The following is a 3,652-nucleotide window of genomic DNA, read 5'->3' on the forward strand; positions in this document are numbered from 1 at the left end:
ACCCAGCGCTGCCGGCACGCCGCCCAGCACCACGGCCAGCGACAGCAGGCTGCCGAGGGTGACGGCAATGGCGATGGCGCGGCTGCGCAGGGACTCAGTCATCGCGGGTCATCGCGGCGCGGGACCCGCACCGGCGCGACCAGCGGCGGCGGCATCTGCAGGTGGAACCCGCGTTCGGCCAGGTTGGCGCGCACCTGCTCGACGTCGGCCAGGGCGAGGCGACGGTCAGGGGTCAGGGCGACTTCCAGCACGAATGCGAACGGCGCCAGGGTGGCGTTCAATGCATCTGGAAGTGCATCGAAGGCGTCGCGGGCGGCGAGGTAGACGTAGGTGTCCTGCTTGCGTTGGCTTTTGTAGACGTAGGCTTGCATTGCCCGCGGGGCGGTCGCCCTGGGAATAGATACGTCGATTGTGTCGGAAACCACGCGGGTCCGATAGCCATCTGCCGGGAAAGGCGCCGGTTTGTTGGCGCGGGACAGATTCAGGTTCATCAATGTGGTGGGGTTGTTCAGGTAGAGCAGCCACCGTCGTTCGCGGGGAACGACGGTGGCAAGGCCAGCCGACCAACGGTCGGCTGCTACCGGTGAAATAACGCAAGGCCATCCGACCAACGGTCGGCTGCTACCGGTGAAATAACGCTTTGCGTTATTTCACCTTTGCGTAGGTGCCCTTCAGGGCGACGCCGGCCAGGATGGTGCCGGCGTAGCACTCATAGTTGGTGGCGCTCTTGAACTCGTTCTTCTTGTAGTAGCTGACGACGTCGACCACGGCGTTGGCGCCGCGCGACTTCGCGCCGTCCTGCAGGGCCTTGATCGCCGACAGGGCCACCCAGCGGCAGGCCTCTTCGTCGCTCTTGTTGGCGGCGTTGGTCTTCTTGTTGGTCACATCCTCGCCCAGGCGGTCCAGGACATTGACCTTCTGGCCGGCCAGGTAGAAACGGACGCTGCCGTCGATACCGGCATCCTTGGCGGCCTGGGAACCGAGCAGTTCGCCGAGCGGCAGCTCGACGCGGGTGTCACGGGCCTGGGCGGTGCTGGCGACGGCAAGCAGGGCAGCGGTGGCAATCAGGGCAAAACGACGCATTCAACTTTCTCCTTGTTGGTGAAGCGGGGGTGTTCAGTCCTGCCAGCGGCGGAAGATCAACGAGGTGTTGATGCCGCCGAAGGCGAAGTTGTTGCTCATCACGTACTCGGGCTGCATCTGGCGCCCTTCGCCGCGGATGAAGTCAAGTTCGCCGCAGCGCGGGTCGACCTGGTGCAGGTTCAGGGTCGGGGCGAACCAGCCCTCGCGCATCATTTCGATGGTGACCCAGGCTTCGAACGCGCCGCACGCACCCAGCATGTGGCCGACATAACTCTTCAGCGAGCTGATCGGCATGCCGGCGCCGAACACCTGCGCGGTGGCCTGGGTCTCGGCGATGTCGCCATGTTCGGTCGCGGTGCCGTGTGCGTTGACGTAGCCGATCTGGCCCGGTTCCAGGCCGGCATCTTCCAGCGCCAGGCGCATGGCCTGGGCCATGGTCTCTGCGGTGGGCTGGGTGACGTGCTGGCCGTCGCTGTTGGTACCGTAGCCCACCACTTCGGCGAGGATGGTGGCGCCGCGTGCGCGCGCGTGTTCCAGTTCTTCCAGGATCAGCGTACCGGCACCCTCGCCCAGCACCAGGCCGTCGCGGTTGGCGTCGAACGGGCTGGGGGTGGTCTGCGGTGCGTCGTTGCGCACGCTGGTGGCGAACAGGGTGTCGAACACTGCCGCGGCGGTGGCATCGAGCTGTTCGGCGCCGCCGGTGACCATCACCGTCTGCTTGCCGCTGCGGATCGCCTCATACCCCGAGCCCACGCCCTGGCTGCCCGAGGTACAGGCGCTGGAGGTGGTGTAGACCCGCCCGGACAGGCCGAAGAACACGCCGATGTTCACCGGCGAGGTGTGGCTCATCATCTTCAGGTAGGTGGTGGCGCTGATGCCTTCGGTGGTGTGGTCGTGCAGCATGCGGCCGAATTCGGCGGTCGCTTCATGGCTGCCCGACGACGAGCCGTAAGCCACGCCGGCCCGGCCGCTGCGCAGCACCGGGTGGCCGAGCAGGCCCGCCGCGTCCAGCGCCAGCTCGGTGGCGCGCACCGACATCACCGCGACCTTGCCCATGCTGCGGGTGGTCTTGCGGTTGTAGTTGGATGGCAGCTCGAAGTCTTCCGCCGGCGCGGCCAGGCGGGTGTTCAGGCCATCGAAGACCTCCCAGCCGGGGATGTAGCGCACCGCGTTTTCGCGCGCATGCAGGCGCGCGCGGATGCTCGGCCGGTCATTGCCCAGCGGGCTGATCGCGGCCGCACCGGTCACCACCACACGACGTTCGGGCGCGCGCATCAGACCATGCCTCCGTTGACCGAGATCACCTGGCGGGTGATGTAGCCGGCCGATTCGGAAAGCAGGAACGAGACCGCATGGGCGACTTCGTCCGGCTGGCCCATGCGCCCGGCAGGAATCAGTTTGAGCGCGTGGTCGAGCACTTCCTGGTTGACCATCTCGGTTTCGATCAGGCCCGGCGCCACGCAGTTGACGGTGATCGCGCGGCTGGCCAGCTCCAGCGCCAGCGCCTTGGTGGCGCCGATGATGCCGGCCTTGGCAGCACTGTAGTTGGTCTGGCCGCGGTTACCGACCAGCCCCGAGACCGAGGACAGGGTGACGATGCGGCCCGGCTTGCGCCGCCGCACCATCGGCATCACCAGCGGGTGCAGCACGTTGTAGAAGCTGTCCAGGTTGGTGTGCACCACGGCGTCCCAGTCCTCGGCGGGCATGGCCGGGAAGGCGCCGTCACGGGCGATGCCCGCGTTGCAGACCACGCCGTAGTAGGCGCCATGCGCCTCGACATCAGTCTCCAGCGCCGTACGCGCGGCCTCGCGGTCGGACACGTCGAACATCAGCACGCGGGCCTGCCGGCCGAGTGCCTGGATCTGCGCGACCACGTCCTGTGCTTCCTCGATCCGGCTGCGGCAATGCACCACCACGTCGAAGCCGTCGCGCGCGATACGCAGCGCCACGGCGCGTCCGATGCCCCGGCTGGCGCCGGTCACCAGCACGGTCAGATTCCCTGTCATGCCTCTCCACTCTCCAGATAGGCCATCGCATCGCGTGGTTCGAACACCGATACGTTGGCGACCGCCAATTCCTGCTCGCCGGCCAGGATCCGGCAGGCGAACATTCCCAGACCATTTTCGCCCATCAGCTCGCAGTGTGCCTCCACCCGCAGGCAGGTGCCCGGGGCGAAGGCCGGCTGGTGGGCGGTGTAGCGCCGCGTGCCGAGCAGGAAGCCGATCGACGGCTGCCGCCCTTCGGCCCGCGCGCGGCACCCGGCCCAGGCGGCGATGGCCTGCGCCATGTACTCCACGCCGACCCAGGCCGGCACCCCGTCGGGGCCGGAGAACAGGCCACGTTCGGGTACATCCACCTCCACGACGATGGATTCAGGCTGCCAATCGACCACCCGGTCGATCAGCCGCATGCTGTCGCGGTGCGGCAGCACGCTTTCGATATCGCTGGGCAGCGGCATGCTCATCCCCGCGCCAGCGCCAGCACGGCATTGCTGCCACCGAAGGCGAACGAGTGGCTGAGCACATGCTGCAGCGGCCGCGCCGCGCGCGCGCCCGGCGCGACCAGCGCC

The 3,652-nt window shown here is 67.7% G+C and carries 5 protein-coding genes; all 5 read right to left on the reverse strand.

What is annotated here, in order from left to right; genetic code table 11:
- Positions 1 to 98: 98 nt before the first annotated feature.
- A complete protein-coding gene (locus RWO33_RS19685) occupies positions 99 to 371 on the reverse strand; it encodes a YcgL domain-containing protein (protein ID WP_145479485.1) in 273 nt (90 codons plus the stop codon).
- Positions 372 to 645: 274 nt separating this feature from the next.
- Complete coding sequence (locus tag RWO33_RS19690) at positions 646 to 1,083, reverse strand: excinuclease ATPase subunit (RefSeq protein WP_145478694.1); 438 nt, start codon at positions 1,081 to 1,083, stop codon at positions 646 to 648.
- Positions 1,084 to 1,116: 33 nt separating this feature from the next.
- Positions 1,117 to 2,358 (reverse strand): beta-ketoacyl-ACP synthase, encoded by a 1,242-nt coding sequence (locus RWO33_RS19695; RefSeq protein WP_314107097.1) that lies wholly within the window; start codon positions 2,356 to 2,358, stop codon positions 1,117 to 1,119.
- Positions 2,358 to 3,089, reverse strand: a complete 732-nt coding sequence (gene fabG, locus RWO33_RS19700) for a 3-oxoacyl-ACP reductase FabG (protein WP_314107098.1) — start codon at positions 3,087 to 3,089, stop codon at positions 2,358 to 2,360. The genes RWO33_RS19695 and fabG overlap by 1 nt, the downstream gene beginning before the upstream one ends.
- Positions 3,086 to 3,547, reverse strand: a complete 462-nt coding sequence (locus RWO33_RS19705; RefSeq protein WP_314107100.1) for a hotdog family protein — start codon at positions 3,545 to 3,547, stop codon at positions 3,086 to 3,088. Before RWO33_RS19705 ends, fabG begins: the two co-directional genes overlap by 4 nt.
- Positions 3,548 to 3,652: the final 105 nt, after the last annotated feature.

Source organism: uncultured Stenotrophomonas sp. (genome assembly GCF_963519925.1).
In the GTDB taxonomy this organism is placed as follows: Bacteria; Pseudomonadota; Gammaproteobacteria; order Xanthomonadales; family Xanthomonadaceae; genus Stenotrophomonas; species Stenotrophomonas maltophilia_AE.